Source organism: Spirillospora sp. NPDC048823 (assembly GCF_043198445.1).
Classification (GTDB): Bacteria; Actinomycetota; Actinomycetes; order Streptosporangiales; family Streptosporangiaceae; genus Spirillospora.
The window spans coordinates 788664-803837 of sequence record NZ_JBICUT010000001.1 but is presented as its reverse complement, the minus strand read 5'-3'; the positions used below and the strand labels follow the sequence as shown (position 1 = coordinate 803837).

At 71.9% G+C, this 15174-nt stretch carries 13 protein-coding genes; 3 read left to right on the top strand and 10 right to left on the bottom strand.

Going from position 1 to position 15174, the window contains the following annotated elements:
- Positions 1–35: 35 nt before the first annotated feature.
- Together ACGFK0_RS03525 and ACGFK0_RS03520 are read left to right on the top strand one after the other, a co-directional pair.
- The gene (locus ACGFK0_RS03525; RefSeq protein WP_392899455.1) at positions 36–1121 is read left to right on the top strand and encodes a winged helix DNA-binding domain-containing protein; all 1086 of its coding nucleotides are present in this window, start codon (positions 36–38) and stop codon (positions 1119–1121) included.
- A 75-nt stretch (positions 1122–1196) separates the two neighbouring features.
- Entirely contained in the window at positions 1197–1919 is a 723-nt protein-coding gene (locus tag ACGFK0_RS03520; protein WP_392899452.1) for a histidine phosphatase family protein, read from the top strand.
- 26 nt (positions 1920–1945) lie between these two features.
- On the opposite strand, the gene ACGFK0_RS03515 is transcribed toward ACGFK0_RS03520, so the two are convergent.
- The 10 genes from ACGFK0_RS03515 to ACGFK0_RS03470 all read right to left on the bottom strand — a co-directional run bounded on the left by ACGFK0_RS03515 (position 1946) and on the right by ACGFK0_RS03470 (position 12535).
- Positions 1946–2794 carry a biotin-dependent carboxyltransferase family protein gene (locus tag ACGFK0_RS03515; protein WP_392899449.1) on the bottom strand — a complete coding sequence of 283 codons (849 nt, stop codon included), beginning with the start codon at positions 2792–2794 and terminating at the stop codon, positions 1946–1948.
- Positions 2791–3405, bottom strand: coding sequence for a 5-oxoprolinase subunit PxpB (pxpB, locus tag ACGFK0_RS03510; RefSeq protein WP_392899445.1), 615 nt, complete (start codon positions 3403–3405; stop codon positions 2791–2793). The genes ACGFK0_RS03515 and pxpB overlap by 4 nt, the downstream gene beginning before the upstream one ends.
- Positions 3402–4154 (bottom strand): LamB/YcsF family protein, encoded by a 753-nt coding sequence (locus tag ACGFK0_RS03505; protein WP_392899441.1) that lies wholly within the window; start codon positions 4152–4154, stop codon positions 3402–3404. Before ACGFK0_RS03505 ends, pxpB begins: the two co-directional genes overlap by 4 nt.
- 29 nt (positions 4155–4183) lie before the next feature.
- Positions 4184–4552 (bottom strand): hypothetical protein, encoded by a 369-nt coding sequence (locus ACGFK0_RS03500; RefSeq protein ID WP_392899438.1) that lies wholly within the window; start codon positions 4550–4552, stop codon positions 4184–4186.
- On the bottom strand, positions 4549–6834 hold the full coding sequence (locus ACGFK0_RS03495; protein WP_392899435.1) for an SseB family protein: 2286 nt from the start codon (positions 6832–6834) through the stop codon (positions 4549–4551). The genes ACGFK0_RS03500 and ACGFK0_RS03495 overlap by 4 nt, the downstream gene beginning before the upstream one ends.
- Before the next feature lie 61 nt (positions 6835–6895).
- Complete coding sequence (locus ACGFK0_RS03490) at positions 6896–8800, bottom strand: SseB family protein (protein WP_392899433.1); 1905 nt, start codon at positions 8798–8800, stop codon at positions 6896–6898.
- 99 nt (positions 8801–8899) lie between these two features.
- A complete protein-coding gene (locus tag ACGFK0_RS03485; protein ID WP_392899608.1) occupies positions 8900–10438 on the bottom strand; it encodes a hypothetical protein in 1539 nt (512 codons plus the stop codon).
- A 245-nt stretch (positions 10439–10683) separates the two neighbouring features.
- Complete coding sequence (locus tag ACGFK0_RS03480) at positions 10684–10932, bottom strand: hypothetical protein (protein ID WP_392899431.1); 249 nt, start codon at positions 10930–10932, stop codon at positions 10684–10686.
- A 141-nt stretch (positions 10933–11073) separates the two neighbouring features.
- Positions 11074–11811, bottom strand: coding sequence for a cytochrome b/b6 domain-containing protein (locus tag ACGFK0_RS03475; protein ID WP_392899428.1), 738 nt, complete (start codon positions 11809–11811; stop codon positions 11074–11076).
- 19 nt (positions 11812–11830) lie between these two features.
- Positions 11831–12535: a molybdopterin-dependent oxidoreductase gene (locus ACGFK0_RS03470; protein WP_392899424.1), complete on the bottom strand. Its 705-nt coding sequence runs from the start codon at positions 12533–12535 to the stop codon at positions 11831–11833.
- 482 nt (positions 12536–13017) lie between these two features.
- On the opposite strand from ACGFK0_RS03470, the gene ACGFK0_RS03465 reads away from it, so the two are divergent.
- Positions 13018–15129 carry a SpoIIE family protein phosphatase gene (locus tag ACGFK0_RS03465; RefSeq protein WP_392899421.1) on the top strand — a complete coding sequence of 704 codons (2112 nt, stop codon included), beginning with the start codon at positions 13018–13020 and terminating at the stop codon, positions 15127–15129.
- The last annotated feature ends 45 nt before the right edge of the window (positions 15130–15174 follow it).

Genomic DNA, 15174 nt, shown 5'->3' with positions numbered 1-15174 from the left:
CACGTCCCGTCGGCGGCATGCGCTGTAATCGGGGCATGACCTCGGTGACGTGGGCCCAAGTGCTCGCCTGGCGGATGCGGCGGCAGTTCATCGACTCTCCGGGCGACGCGTCGGCCGTGCAGATCGCGCGGCGCCTGGCCGGGGTGCAGGCGCAGGTCGCCTCGTCGGCGGAACTCGCGGTCGCGGTGCGGCAGGCGGCTCCCGAGAAGGGCGCCGTGGCGCGGGCGCTGCTCGACGAACGGACCCTCGTCAAGACGTGGGCCGCGCGGGGAACCCTGCACCTGCTGCCCGCCGACGAGGCCGCCGCCCATCTCGTGTTGTCCGCCGCCGTCCGCAACTGGGAGAAGCCCGCCTGGCAGAAAACCTTCGGGGCCACGCCCGCCGACCTGGAGGCGATCGCCGAGGCGGCGGGGGACGCCCTCGCCGATGGGGCGGTCCTCACCCGCGAGGAGCTCACCGCGGCCGTCGTCGAGGAGACCGGCTCACGGCATCTCGCCGACGTGCTCGGCTCCGGCTGGAGCACGCTGCTCAAACCACTGGCCTGGTGGGGTGTCCTCTGCCAGGGGCCGCCGCAGGGCACACGCGTGACGTTCACCTCGCCGGAGAGGTGGCTGCCCGGCTGGACGGGCCTGCCGCCGGTGGAGGACGCCGCCCGGACGGTCATCCATGCGTTCCTGGGCGCGCACGGGCCCGCGACCCCCGACATGTTCGACAACTGGCTCATGCGCAAGATGAACCGGAAGAAGGACGTCAAGAACTGGTTCGCGGCCGCCGAGGAAGCACTCTCCACCGTCGAGGTGGACGGCGTGCAGATGTACGTGCTGCGGGAGCACCTGGACGAGCTTCTGGCCACCGCGCCCAGCACGTCCGTCCGGCTGCTCGGCGCGTTCGACCAGTACGTCCTGGGGGCCGGGACGTCCGCGACCTACCTGGTGCCCGCCGAGCATCGCAAGGACGTGAGCCGCGCGGCGGGCTGGATCTCCCCGGTCGTCCTGCACGAGGGGCGCGTGGCGGGTGTCTGGGAGGCCAAGGGCGGTGACGTGGCCGTGACCCCGTTCGAGGACATCCCCGCCGCTCCGCTCAAGGACCGGCTGAGCCGCCTGGCGGCGCTGCTGCAGTGAGAGCCGCCGCACCGAAAGATGTGCGGCGGCCCCGGTTCACGGCGGGTTCAGGCCGTTCGTCTAGGGTGCCGTTCCGTGGAACAGCGAGACGAGACGGGCGAGCCGGTCGAGCGGGACGAGCCGCTCGAGTACGGGCAGAAGCGGTACAAGGCGCCGGACGGTGCGGCCGAGCTTCTGCTGATCAGGCACGGCGCCTCCGCGCCCGCCCGCCCGGAGCGGCCGTTCCCCCTCGTGGACGGTCAAGGCGACCCCGACCTCGCGCCAGAGGGGCGTGAACAGGCCGAGCGGGTCTGTGAGCGGCTCGCGGACGAACGCCTCGACGCCATCTACGTGACGACCCTGCGCCGCACGGCGCAGACCGCGGCGCCGCTGGCGCGCAGGCTCGGGCTGGAGCCGCGCGTCGAGGCCGGCCTGCGCGAGGTGCACCTCGGCGAATGGGAAGGCGGGATGTTCCGCAAGATGGTCGCCGAGAACACCCCGGTGGTGCAGCGGATGTTCACCGAGGAACGCTGGGACGTCATCCCCGGGGCGGAGAACCACGAAGCGTTCGCGGCGCGCGTCGACGAGAGCCTCACGCGCCTCGCGGCCGCACACGCGGGCGGCCGGGTCGCGGTGTTCACCCACGGCGGTGTCATCGCGCAGGCGCTCGCGTCCGTGACGGGGGCCAGGCGGTTCGCGTTCCTCCCCCCGGACAACGCGTCGATCTCCCTGCTGGTGAGGCTCGGCGGCCTGTCGTCCATCCGCGGATTCAACGACGTCTCCCACCTGGACTGGTCCGTCCCCGCGCCGTTGACCTAGAGGCGGAACGGCTGGGGACGGAACGGTCAGAGGCGGAACAGGACGCGCTGGCCGGGCCGCAGTTGCGCGGCGTCGGCGACGGCGGCGGAGGCGAGCACCGCGACCACGGGGTAGCCGCCGGTCGTCGGATGGTCGGCCAGGAAGATGATCGGCATCCCGCTGGGCGGCACCTGAAGCGCACCGGTGACCATGCCTTCGCTGCCGATTTCGCCGGCGCGCGCGCGGACGATGCGCGGGCCGTCCAGCCGCACACCCACACGGTTGCAGTCCGGCGACACCTCATAGGGCGTGGACATGAGGGTGGCCATCGCGTCCTCGGTGAACCAGTCCTCACGCGGACCCGGCAGGATGCGCAGCACCGGCGTCTCCTGCATGGGCGGGACGGGCGCGACGTCGACGGCGATCTCCGCGAGCCCCGTGGCGGAACCGAGGGGAAGGCGGTCCCCGGATGACAGGGGCGCGGGGCCGAGCCCGGACAGAAGGTCGGTCGAACGGCTCCCCAGCGTCTCGTCGACGGCGACGCCACCGCGGACGGCGACGTAACTGCGCAGTCCCGACGATGGCGTGCCCACCTCCACCAGCGCGCCGGCCGCGACGTGGACGGGCGCGTGCGTCCCGCAGGCGCGGCCGCCGATGCGCAGCGGCGCGGGCGCACCCGTGACCGCGACCCAGGCGTGCCGGTGAAAACGCAGTGCCGCCCCGCCGAACGTCAGTTCCAGTGCCGCCGCGCCCTCCGGGTTCCCGACGAGCCTGTTGGCCAGGCGGAAGGCGCGCTCGTCGGCGGCGCCGGAACACGGGACGCCCAGGTGGGCCCGGCCGGGCCTGCCGAGATCTTGGACGGTCGCCAGCGGCCCGGGCCGGACGACCTCGATCAAGAAGACCCCCGGGGAACGAATCGGACGCGCATGCCCGGCCGCAGCAGCGACGGCGGGTCGCGCGTCACGTCCCACAGCCGCAGCCCGCTGCGTCCGAGCAGCCGCCAGCCGCCCGGCGACCGGGACGGGTAGACGGCCGCGTACCGGTCCGCGATCGCGACCGAACCCGCCGGGACCGACGTGCGCGGCGACGCGCGGCGCGGCACCCGCAGCACCGGGTCGAGCCCCGTCAGGTAGCCGAATCCCGGGGAGAAGCCCAGGTAGGCGACCGTGTACGTGGCGGCCGAGTGCCGGTGGACGACCTCGTCGCGCGACAGCCCGGTGAGGTCGGCGACCTCGTCGAGATCCGCGCCGTCGTAGACCACCGGGAACTCCACCGGCTCCGCGTCGCCGCCGGCGTCCTCCGGCAGCCGCAGGTGCGGGAGCCGCGCCGCGAGACCCGCCAGATCCGCCGATGGATCGGCCACCACCAGGACGCTCCGCTCCCCGGGGACGACGTCCACGATGCCGGGCAGAGGCTCGTTCCGGAGCGCGGCGTTCAACCGGTGCGCGGTCGCGAGATCCGCGGTCTCCACCAGCAGGGCCGCGTCACCGGCCCGCCGCACCTTCATGCGAACGACTCCAGCGCGACGCCCGCCTCGGCCAGCGCCACCCGGACGGCCCGCAACAGAGGCACCGCGCCCGGAGTGTCGCCGTGCACGCAGACCGAACGAGCCTTCAACGCGACTTCGGTACCGTCCGCCGCCAGGACGATGCCGTCCACGGCCATCTGAACGACCCGCTCAACGACGGCGTCCGGATCGTGGATGACGGACCCCGGCTCCTTGCGGGACACCAGCGCACCCGCCGGCGTGTAGGCCCGGTCGGCGAAGCACTCGGCGACCACGGTGAGCCCATCGGCGACGTCGTGCACCGCGGAACCCGGAAGGGTCAGCAGCGGAAGCGAAGGATCGTACGCGCGTACCGCGTCGGCCACGGCGCGGGCCTGGACGACGTCACGGGCGACCCGGTTGTAGAGCGCCCCATGCGGCTTGACGTAGGAGACACGTCCGCCCTCCGTGCGCGCCATGCCGTCCAATGCCGCGAGCTGGTAGAGGATCTCGGCGGTCAGCTCCGCCGCGGGCACCTCCATATCGCGGCGTCCGAAACCGGCCAGGTCCCGGTACGACACCTGCGCGCCGATGGTCACCCCGCGCTCGACGGCCGCGGCGCACACCCGCCGCATGATCAGAGGATCGCCCGCGTGGAACCCGCACGCCACATTCGCGCTCGTGAGCATGTCCAGCAGCGCCAGGTCGTCGCCCAGTTCCCAGATGCCGAACCCTTCGCCGAGATCGGCGTTGATGTCGATGACCGCCATGGCAAGACTCCCAACCCGATTATCTCAGCTCAGACGGTCTCCTCGCGGACGTCCTCGACCTCGTGTTCGGACGCCCACGCCTGGTAGACGCCGCGGTCGAACACCTCCAGGCCGAGCCGTTCCGCCACCGGCGCCTTGCCGCCGCTGTACTCGACGCGCAACCAGCCCTCATGCTCGCCCAGCACGACGAACGGTTCACCGCGCCAGACACAGTGTGTCGTGACGTACTGCAGATGGTCGACGTCCTCCAGCGGCACCACATGGATGTACCGGTCGGGCATCACCTGCCTGAAACCGTCGGTGTGCCGAGAGGCGTAGAGGCGCACGCGGTCACCGTCCGGGCTCGCCTCGTAGTCGGCGCCGCGCCAGCCCGCGTAGAAGCCGTGCCGGATGCTCATGCCCGTCCCCCCGGCCTTTCCTGCTGCTTCAGCAGCCATCTGCGCAGATCGGCGTCGTAGCTCGCCACCAGCGCCTCCCGGCCGTTCGCGGTGAGGCGGTACATCTCGGCGCCGTGCGGCAGCCGCTGACTCTCGATCTTGAACTCCGGGATGGCGGGCCCCTCGCCCGGCGCGTACCCCGAACCCGGGAACGGCGCCTTCTCGATCACCCATCCGCCCGGGATGATCCCCATGCTCCACTCGTCGATCCCGCCCAGCGGCCGCCGGAACAGCGGCGGCTTCACCGCCGGCCACCGGATCGCGTGGATCTCCTCGTCCGCGGGCGTGAACGGCGAACCCTCGTACACCAGCCCGAGGCAGCGGATCAGCGCGCCGGGAGTCGTCATCTCCCGGACGTCCTTGAAGCGGTGCACGTAGCCGGCGACCAGGTCGTAGCCGCCCTCCAGGTAGTGCTGCACGTGCTCGGGCCGCACCACCTTCTGCATCACCACGACCGGGGACGCGCCGTCCGGCGGAGCCTGGCCCTTCTGGCCGGGGTCCTTCGCGGGGGCCTTCCGCTTCTCGGCCGCGCCGCCGCTCTCACGGCCGGCGACAGGGACGTCCTGTGTCGGGATCCGCCGCTCCCGCCCTCGCCCGCCCGGCGCGTTCTGCGGGCGGGTTGGCGCGTCCATGCCGGCGCCGGACCCGGCGTGCGGGGCGACGGGGTCCGTCCGTGTGTCGCGCACTCCGCTCTGGGGCGCGCTTGTTCGGTTCTGCGTGTAGACGGGTGTTGCCTGAGCCGCAGCGCTCTTGCCTGGCACGCCGCTGGGCGGGCCCTGGGGCGGGCTCTTTGCCGGTCTCGGCACAGGGTTCGGCGGCGGGCTCTGCGCCGGTCTCGGTACAGGGTTCGGCGGCGGGCTTTGCGGCGGGCTCTGCGCCGGCCTCGGCACAGGGTTCGGCGGCGGGTTGGGGCTCTGCGCCGGGGCGGTTGCGTTCGGTGCGGTGCTTTGCGGGCCGGCCGGGACGGTGTGGTGCCTGGAGACCGTCTCCGTGGCCTCACGCCGGCCGTAGGCGGGCGCCACGGGGAGGCCCTGCGGGTCGCTCGGCGTCTCCCGGGACGGCTTCGCCGACCCGCCGTGCCCGAGCACCGGGATGCCCCGCGGGTCGCCGACGGTCTCCCGGGCCGCGGGGGCCGCGGGGGCCTCGGGCCGCCGCGTCGGAGGAGGTGCCGCGGCACGGGGCGCGGAAGAGTCGACGGGCGGGCGTGTGGGCTCCTGTGAGGCCGCGGGGAGGTCCGAGGGTGCGGGAGATTCCGTCCGCGGCGGGGCGGAGCTCTCCGGCCGCCTGGGGGCCCGCCGGTCGCCGGTGGAGCCGCCGCGCGTCCCGGTGCGGGACGAGGCGCCCGCGACACGGACGTCCGTCGGTGCCGGCGGCGCCGGGTCGGCGGGCTTCCGCGGCTCCTCCGGCTCGAACAGCGCGGTGGCGTCCAGATAGGACGCGCTGGGGAGGCCCGGGTTGACCGCGAGCTGCCAATCCGGATGCGGCCAGTGGCGGGACAGCTCCGACAGCGACGCCTGCCTGTGGTGGATCGCCTGGCCCTGCAGGGAGCGGTCCATCGCCTCGGGGGAGGTGAACGCCAGGACGAACGTGCCGTCCCCGAACTGGGCGGTGGCGAACTGGTGCTCGGCGGCCCCCGGGTCGCCGGGAGCGGGCAGATACAGAACCGCGCGTGCGAGCAGGTCCAGGTAACCGTGCTGGTCGCCTCGTTCACGCGCCTCCGCGAGCGCGGTCTCCAGCGTGGAACCCGCGGGACGGGCAGGACGCGCGTCGGGGCGAGCGTCCGCATCGGGGACCGCCAGCGGGATTCCGAGCCCCGGCAGCGCCAGCGGACCGCCCTCGGGACCGGACCGGCTCGCCTGGTAGACGAGTTCGAGCGGCGATTCGACGCGGTAGACGTCACGGAACGCGCCGACCATCAGCCCCGCGAGGAGCGCGCAGGCCTCCAGTTGCTCGGCCGAGGCCCGGGCGCCACCGCGGTCGCGAAGCAAGAACTGGTGCCACCAGTTCTTGCGTTCCTCCTCGTCCGGCGGTTCCCAGCCGAGCGCCCTGAGCCGCCGCTCCTGCCGCGAGGCGAGCGGGCGGGGCAGGAATTCGCTGCTGACCGCTTCGGCGTCGAGCACTCCCTCGGCCCTCATCGCCTGGACGTAGGGCAGCCCGCTGGGGCCTTGCACGATGAGGAACGACGTGACCGGCAGCCGGGAGAGCTCCAGCGTCAGTCGTTTGGCGAAGTCGTTCCAGTCCACTCGGGATCCACTTTCACGTCCATGGTGCGGGTGCCGTACTCGACGGTAGCCGAACGGGGCGTCACTCGGTCCACGGTGCCGGAACGGCGTCGGCCCTCACCGGCGCCCAGACACCGCCGACGGCGTCGTAGACCGCGAGGGGCGTCTCGTCGCCCTCGCCGGTCCAGCGCCAGAGGCGGGCGCCGTGGGGCAGCCGTATCGGGACGCCCGCGGCCTGCTGCTCCGGGACGGCGGACCGCCTGCTCGTCGGCGCACCCAGCGGAAGCGCCGCGTCCGCCTCCGGCGTGACACGCTCTGCCTCGACACGCTCCGGTTCGAGCCGCTCGCGCTGCATGCGCTCGGGCTGGAGACGTTCGGCTTCGCGCCGCTCGGGCTGCACGGGCTGCACGGGCTGCACGGGCTGCACGGGCTCGGGTTCGAGGCGCCCGGGCTCCAGGTGCTCAGGCTGCACGAGTTCAGGCTGCACGAGCTCAGGCTGCGGGGGCTCAGGCTGCTGGAGGGGCTCGGGCTGAAAATGTTCGGGCTGGGGGGGCTCGGACTGTCGGGGCTCGGGCAGAAGGTGCTCGGGCTGCGGGCGTTCGGGTTCGAGCCGCTCAGATTGCAAGGGCTCGGGGCGCACGGGCTCGGGTTGAAGGTGCTCAGGCTCTGGGCGTGGCGGTTCCGGGAGTGGCGGGCTCGGCGGCTCCGGTGCGGGGATCGCCGGTCCTGCGGCCTGCGGCTCGTGAGGCTGCGGGTCGGCGGGCACCGCTTCCGCGCCGGCGCCGGTCTCCAGGGGCAGTGCGGGATCCCCGGCTTCGAGTGCCGCCCGCAGATCGGCCGCCGTGAACGGGTCGATCGCCGTATGGGAATCGTCGTGTGCGTCGTCCACGCTGGGGGCCGAACCGTTCACGGTGGGGAGCGAGCCACCTGCGACGGGGTTGGGCCCAGCGAGCGCGTTGGGGTCGACCGTCCCGTACGGGTTGGGGACGTCTGGCTCGGCGGGCGGCGGAGCGTCCGGGCCTCCGTGCAGGCGGGGGATGACGGACGAGTCCAGGAGAACCTCGCTCGGCAGGCCCCAGTTGATCGCGAGACGCCACGCGGGGTCCGGCCAGCCGGCCGCCAGCCGCGCGAACGAGGTGCGCCGGTAGAGACCGGGGTGCCGGTCGCCGGTGCGGGCCAGGGCGCTGGGAGAGGTGAACACCGTGACGTAGGTGTCGCCGCCGACGGTGGTGGCGGGGAACTCGGCGCGGTCGGGATCCTCCACCGCGGACGCCGTCGCGGGAAGCACCAGGTCGGCGTTCGCCAGCAACTGGAAGTACGTGGCGTTGTCGCCGCTCGACTTGGCCTCGGCCAGGCGGAGTTCGAGAAGGTCGGCGTCCGCGCCGGGAGGGCCCTCCGCCTGCAGCGGCATCGAGATCCCCGCTGGGTGGGTGCCCGCGGGCAGGGGATCGGCTCCCGCGAGCGGGCCGCCGGGCGGTTCGCCGACCGCGCCGCCGGACGAGGAGCGGCGCTGGTTCACCCGCGACGAGTCGGCGACGTCGATGCCGAAGTCGAGCAGCTCGATCAGGCCGGTGCCGTGCCGGTGGAACGACTCGTACACGAGATCGGACGGCCGCCGGATGCCCTGGACGTCGCGGAGCGCGGTGACCATCACGTCGGCCAGCCGCGAGAAGTCGCCGTCGGACACCGACAGCATCCCGCCGGGCACGCCGAACTCCGGCAGCTCCGTCCACCAGTTGCGCGGGGCGGGCTCGGTGGGCGGACGCCAGCCGGCGTCGCTCATGACCTCCTCGTCGGCCAGCGTGAGCAGCAGCGGCCCATCGAGAAAGTTGTTGCTGACGGCCTCGGCGTAGAGCCGGTCGGGCTCGCGCATGGCCTGGACGTAGTGGCGGCTCTCATCGCGTTCGCGCACGATGAGGATGGTGTCCCGTTCGAGACCCGCCAGTTCACGCCCCAGCCGCCGGGCGAACTCGGACCACTCCAACAAGATCACTCCCTACGACCGGGGGCCGGTCCCCGGGCCCCCGCGAGACCATGCCCGAGACCCGATGATTGTCGCCGGGGACGCCGCGCGCAAACCGGGAGTTCACTCGGGCGGGGGTTCGTGACGCAGCACACGCAGGGCCTCGCGGAGAGCCTCGGGATCGTTCCCGGAACGGTCGAGGACGTCAATGAGCTTGTGCAGGATCTCATGGCGCTCGTAGCCGACGTCGAGCAGCGACTGGGCGGTATCCCACAACTGCGGCGGCTCGCCGTCCCACAGCCGTTCCGTGAGGCGTTCGTGGGCCTCGATGTGTTCCTCGTCGGCGCCGGGATGCTCGAACTCCAGGACGACGCGGCGGTCGTCCGGGTCGGCGGGATCCAAGGTCGACAGGTTGATGAATCCGTGCCGCCCGGACCGGCGGTGCGTGCCCGACAGGAACGGCAGGGCGAACGCCCGGCGGGGCAGCGCCTCCAGGTCGCCGTCCGGCAGCAGCCGTCCGACCAGTTCACGGTCGAGGCCGTACGCGGACGGGTCGCGGTAGGCGTCGGAGAACTTCGCTGTGGCGTCCCAGAGGGCGTCCAGCGTCGCCCTGATGCCCTCCTCGGGCAGCCCTGTGCGGTTGCCCGCCCACCGCACCCACGCGGCCAGTACGTGAGGTACAGCATCTTGTTCCGTCGGGGAAAGTAAAACCTTCCGTGGCAGCCAGTCGAGGAGGAACATCTCGCATTTGAGGGGGCTGACCCGCAGCGGCCGGCCGAAGTCGTGCGTGCAGCCGTAGTCGATGATGCGGTCGACGCACCGGCTGGCGGCGGAGCGGTCGGACAGGCCCTCGGCCTCGTCCGAGGCGAGGAACCGCGCGGCGATCGTCGCGCGCCTGTCGCGCCCGTACACCGGCGGCTGGGGCAGCCGGCCGCCCGGCGGCAGGATGTCCACCCGCGCCCGGACGAAGGCGTGGTAGGTGCCGAAGTTCTCGTTCACCGGCGGATCGTCGGTGTCGTCGGTGAGGTCCAGTGCGCTCCACAGCAGCGCCTTGGTGTCGCGCGGGTCGAGCTGCTCGAACCGCATCAGCGGGTTGTCGCGGCCTTCGCGGCGGCAGTGGTCGAGGAGCTTGTCGACACGCGACGAGACCCAGGCGTCCCTGACCATCCCGCTCGTCGGCGGCCGTCCGGCGCGCGCGGCGGGGGCGAACGGGTCGCCCGCCGGCTGGACGGCCCCGGCCTTGTTGCGGTCGACCAGGATGACGAGGGCGTGCCGTTCGGCCCCTCCGTAGCTGTAGGTGCAGACGATGGAGTCCTGGTCGCCGAAGACGTCCCTGGACACGTAGCAGCCCTCGGGGGCGACCATTCCGACGCGGTCCGCCCACCCCGGCCTGGCGACCCCGTTCTCCATCAGTTCGAGCGCCGCACGCTCCGCCCTGGCCGCCTGCCGCGGCGTGCCCATGTAGGCCATGCCGGTGAGCAGTGCCAGCGCGGCCGGTGTCCCGGCCGTCCTGGCGTAGTCGACGAGGGCCTCGCCGATGACCTCCTCGACGTCGCCGTCCGGTACCCGGTGCCCCCACCAGGCCCCGAGGATCTCGCTGACGATGAGTTCGGCGTCCAGGGGGCTGCGCACGGCCAGCAGTTCGCGGGCGTGCTGCAGCATGCCGTCGAAAATCGCCGAGACCTCGTCCGGGGGCGTCGATCCGTCCCAGCCAGGGTCCCCGGTGGAGCGGTGGCGGCTGCGGGGACTCACGCTTCTAGCCTCTCAGATCCGGCGCGGGTGATGTGCAGGACATGTCCGAGACCCGCTGGGCAACCGCACCGCAGGGCACGTGCACAATCCCGCAGGTGCCCGTGTACAACGCCCACAGGGTACGCGCAGTCCCTTCATCGGATGCTGCCGGCTGCTCAGCCGTCCACTCCGTCCGCCGGCGCGCAGCCGGAAGGCGGCGCCGACTTCAGTTTTCCGGTGAGATGCTCGCGCGCCATCCGTTCGACTCTGGCGGGCGTGGCATCGAGCCCCAGATGGGCCATGCACGCCTGGACGTCCACCACGCACCGGTGCACCGCGTCCAGGGGAAAGGTCGCGAACTCGTCGCCAAGCCGTTGTGTGAGCTCGTCGCGAGCCTCGCTCCGGTGATCGGCCAGTGCATGCATTTGCGCACACCTCCGCACGCGGGGATCCGGCGGACGGGGACGCCGCCGGCCGAGACGAAGCGCGTACGGACTGACCCCGGCTCGGGAGCTTCCGCGCGAACCCCGCCTCGATGTCCCATTCCAGCGCTTTTGTGGGGAGAGTCAAGACATACCGGGGCGTCGTTTCGCAAAGTCTGAGCCGTCTTCCGCAGAGGTCTCGTCCGGATCGGCGTCCATCGGCGTGACCTGCGCCTTTCGTGATGGCCGCCGCATGGCGTCGGCCCATCCCGCGTGGTGCCGCGCCGCCCAATCGAGATCGACCCGCCCGGTGAGCATCCCGTCGAGCGCGCCGCGGTCGCGGAACGCCTCCCACAGGTGCCCCACGGTCACCGCGGCGATGAGGAGGAAGAGCCAGTCGTGGACGAACGTGGCGCCCGTCCTCCACCGGTCTCCCCATGGGCCGGGGAAGGTCATGATCTCGCCGGTGCCGAGCATGATGAGGATCGCCCCGGCGGTGAACGCCGCGTTCAGTTTCTGCCCCGCGTTGAACTTGCCCACGGGGAAGATCCCGCGGCCGCCGCGCACGACCCTGCGGTCACTGCTCTTGAGCCATTGCCAGTCGTGCGGGGCGAATCTGTTGAACCGCCGGAGATCGGCCCTGAAGGCGCGGGACACGAGGCCGAGGACGATCGGCGCGGGCAGCGCGAACCCGCACCACACGTGGACGGTCTTGACCACCTCTCGGTAGCCCACAAGCGTCGACAGCACCGGCAGGTACAACAACGCCGCGGTCACCAGGCAGATCAGCATCAACAGCGCGGCCACGTGGTGAATCGCCCGCTCGGCACGTGTGAACCGCTCCAGCCGGACCCGCCTGGACGAGACCGCGTCACGCTGCAACACGCCATGGTGCGGCACGTCAGGTCGGGACATCGTCACGCCCGTTCGACCGCCCGACCCAGGCATGCACGTCGTATCCGAGGTTCTCCCAGTAACCGGGAACGAGCTCGTCGGTCAGTTCGATGCCGCCAAGCCATTTCAGCGACTTGTAGCCGTACATGGGAGCGACGTAGAGCCGCGTCGGCCCGCCGTGATCGTGTGTGACCGGTTTGCCTTCCATCTGCGTCGCCACCAGGACGTCCCGCCGTCGCGCCTGTTCCAGCGTCAGCGACTCGGTGTAGACGCCGTCGAAGGACGTGAATCGCACGGCACGGGCCTTCGGCGATACGCCGACCGCGTCGAGCAGATCGGGCAGCGCCACCCCGGCCCACTTCACGTCCGGGACCCGCCAACCCGTCACGCACTGGAAATCCCTCTCCAGCGCCGTCTGCGGCAACTTCGCCAGGTCGGCCATGCGGAAGGCCTGGGGCTTGTCGACAAGGCCCTTGACCGTCACACGGTGGGTCGCGGCACTGTGCCGCTCCACGCTCCCGGTGATCGAGTAGTAGCGAAAACCGCCTGCTGCCGGGATGACGTCGCTGATCGGGCCCACGGGTGCCAAGGCGCGACTCACCTTGTCCTGCACGGACGCCCCCACGGCGACCCCCGCCACGCCGAGGCCGAGCATCCCGAGCACCACCCGCCGTCCCACGGGACTGCCTTCTGGCCGCTCCTCCTCATTCACCTCTTCATTCGAGCACTGTGGCCCGCGCCATGCCAGGTTTCGGCCGCCCCGTAAGACTTCTGACAGATCTCGGGCGCGGTGGAAACCCTCACCGGGCCGCGGCATGGACGAACGCACCCAACACTCCGATGGAGCCGAGTTGACGCCCAGTGATGCCCGGGAGCCGTAGCATCTCCTACTCGCCGTCCTGGCGGACCGCCTCCCGCGTCCTCAGCGACGGTGTCCGAATCCGACGGGTTCGTCTGGAGTCGAAGGGAACGAGGATGTTCATCAGGGGTTCCGTACGCGACGAACCATCGGGATGATGAGTACCTGACTCCGATCGGTGTTGTGATGGAGGCGGGAGCGCTAGCCTGCTCCCATTCACTCATAGTGATGAAAACCAGCCGCGCGGTACGGGACCCTCTGGGGCGGAGGTGTTGTCCATGAGCACCGAGACGTCCGTTCCGCATCCTCGCGTCCCAGGGGTGGAGGGGCAGCCCATGGATGCGTCCGACGCCGCGCTGTACGCGACTTTGCTGACGGAAGCCCCCGGTGGGCTGGCGTTCTTCGACCGTGACCTGCGTTGCCGCAGGGCCAACGACGCGCTCGCGGCGCTTCTGGGCGTCCCTGTGCGCGACCTGCAGCGGGGCAGGCCGTCCGAGGTGCTGCCCGAGGCGCTGGCGACGGCGTTCGAGACGGCCCTGCGCAAGGTGATCGCCGAAGACCGCCCGATGACGGACTTCGATCTGGTCGTGCCGCCCGGTGAGCAGTCCGGCCCGCCCGGCCCGTCCGGTCAGCCCGGAGCGGACGGCGGCGACACCACCGGCGTGGCCACGGTGCTCGAGGAGCGGATTCTGGCCTGCACGTGGCTGCCCGCCAGGGACGGCGACGGTGAGCACCTGGGCGTCGTCCTGACCGCGCTGGACGTGACCGAGCGGCGCAGGGCCGAGGAGGTCATCCGCCGCAAGGAGCAGCGCTACCGCTCGCTCGTGGAGGCCAGCGCCCAGGTGGTGTGGGTCGCCGCCCCGGCGGGCGGCGTGATCGACGACGCGCCCGAATGGCGCGCGATCACCGGCCAGACGCCGGACGACTACGCGGTCGGCGGCTGGCAGTCGGTGGTGCACCCGGAGGACCGTCCTCGGATCGAGGCGGCCTGGGGCGAGTGCGTCGAGGAGAACCGGGTCTTCGAGACCAACTACAGGATCCGCACCAAGAGCGGCACCTACCGGCACTTCGACGTACGGGCCGTGCCCATCTGGCAGGGCGACGCGGTCATCGAGTGGGTCGGCGCCAACACCGACGTCACCGGGCAGCGCGAGGCCGAGGAGATGCGGGGCCGGCTGACCGAGCAGCTGTCGGCGGCCGCTCTGCGCACCGCGCGCCTCCAGCAGGCGACCTCGATGCTGGCCGAGGCCCTGACCGTCTCCCAGGTCGTCCAGGTCATCACCGAAGTGGGGCGGTCGGCCATCGGCGCCGACTACTCCGCCGTGGCGCTCCTGGACGACGACAAACTGCGCCTCAGCATCGTGGTGCCGTCCCAGCCGGGGGCCGAAGGGGAGGCCGGTCCCGTCTCCCGCGACGACATCAAGGTCAGTGACCAGACCGTGATGTCGGTGGCGGTGCGCGAGAGCCGTCCGTTCCTGGCCGAGCATCCCGACAGTCTCCGACTGCAGCTGGGCCACGGGGAGAAGGATCTGTTCGCCCAGCACACCGAAGAACGCGCCTGGGTCGGCCTTCCGCTCCTGGCGGCGGGCGCCCCGATCGGCGCGCTCCGCTTCTCGTTCACCCGGCCCAGGGAGATCACCGAGGAGGAGCGGGTCTTCCTGGAGGCGCTCGCCGGGCAGTGCGCCCTGGCCGTCGAGCGGGCCCTGCTTTTCGAGCGTGAGCACAAGACCGCCGAGGAGCTGCAGCGCAGCCTCCTGCCGAGCGACCTTCCTCAGCTCCCCGGCATGGTGCTGGCGGCCCGCTACAACCCGGCGACGCGTCACGTCCAGGTCGGTGGCGACTGGTACGACGTGTTCCGACTGGCCGACGACCGCCTCGCCGTGGCCGTCGGGGACGTCATGGGCAAGGGCGTCCTCGCCGCGGCCGGAATGGGACGCGTCCGCAACGCCCTGCGCGCCCTCGCGCTGAACGACCCGCGTCCCGCCGCGGTGCTGGCCGGCCTCGATCGCCTGTTCAGCGCCACCGAGGACGAGGAGCAGTTCACCACGGTCGCGTACGTGGTCATCGACCCGGAGACCGGTCAGGGGGAGTTCAGCAACGCGGGTCACCCGCCGCCCCTGCTGATCTCGCCGGACGCGCCCGCGCGGGTGAGCACGCGGGAGCCGGGAACGCCGCTCGGCTGGCCGAGCCAGCGACAGCAGACAAGTTTTTCCATCGAGACCGGCAACACTGTGGTGTTCTATTCCGATGGACTTGTGGAGAACCGTAGGCGTGGGGTGGACGCCGGGCTTGAGGAGCTTGTCGCCGTGGCGGCGGACGCCCCACCTGAAGTGGTAGGAGATCCCGAGAGACTCGTCGACTTCCTGGTCGATCGGATGCTTGCCGGGTATGAGCAGGTAGACGATGTGACCGTGCTTGCCCTGCACGTCCCGCCCAAACCTGTGTGAGGCCCGCCGGCGACGGCACGAAGACGGCCTGGCACGTACGAAGGA

Excerpts from the sequence above, each read along its gene's own strand:
- ACGFK0_RS03525 (WP_392899455.1), top strand. The coding sequence starts at position 36 with ATGACCTCGGTGACGTGGGCCCAAGTGCTCGCCTGGCGGATGCGGCGG.
- pxpB (WP_392899445.1), bottom strand. The coding sequence starts at position 3,405 with ATGAAGGTGCGGCGGGCCGGTGACGCGGCCCTGCTGGTGGAGACCGCG.
- ACGFK0_RS03505 (WP_392899441.1), bottom strand. The coding sequence starts at position 4,154 with ATGGCGGTCATCGACATCAACGCCGATCTCGGCGAAGGGTTCGGCATC.
- ACGFK0_RS03500 (WP_392899438.1), bottom strand. The coding sequence starts at position 4,552 with ATGAGCATCCGGCACGGCTTCTACGCGGGCTGGCGCGGCGCCGACTAC.
- ACGFK0_RS03485 (WP_392899608.1), bottom strand. The coding sequence starts at position 10,438 with ATGCTGCAGCACGCCCGCGAACTGCTGGCCGTGCGCAGCCCCCTGGAC.
- ACGFK0_RS03480 (WP_392899431.1), bottom strand. The coding sequence starts at position 10,932 with ATGCATGCACTGGCCGATCACCGGAGCGAGGCTCGCGACGAGCTCACA.
- ACGFK0_RS03465 (WP_392899421.1), top strand. The coding sequence starts at position 13,018 with ATGGATGCGTCCGACGCCGCGCTGTACGCGACTTTGCTGACGGAAGCC.